General features: G+C 65.9%; 1 protein-coding gene. It reads left to right on the top strand.

The genetic code is table 11. The features are described from left to right. Positions 1–267: glycogen/starch synthase (locus RMT89_RS43440; RefSeq protein ID WP_315889270.1), on the top strand; the 267-nt coding region annotated here is incomplete at both ends.

Here is a 267-nt window from a genome sequence, read left to right as displayed (position 1 = left end):
CTGCCGCGCGCGCTTCGGGACTTTGCCGACGTTCGCGTCATCATCCCGGGCTACCCCGCGGTTCTGAACGGACTTCACGATCTTCGAACGGTTGGCCATTGTCAGCCCTTCGCGGCCCTGCCCGGCTTTGCCATCGACCTCGGGCACACTGCCGACGGCCTGTCCTATTATGTCGTGCGCTGTCCCGAGCTCTATGAGCGCGACGGCACGCCCTACGCCGATGGCCGCGGGGCGGATTGGGACGACAACAACATCCGGTTCGCCACC

This window comes from Streptomyces sp. P17 (assembly GCF_032436805.1).
In the GTDB taxonomy this organism is placed as follows: Bacteria; Actinomycetota; Actinomycetes; order Streptomycetales; family Streptomycetaceae; genus Streptomyces.
Note: the sequence above shows the minus strand (reverse complement) of the source record. Positions and strands in the feature narration are given on the sequence as shown.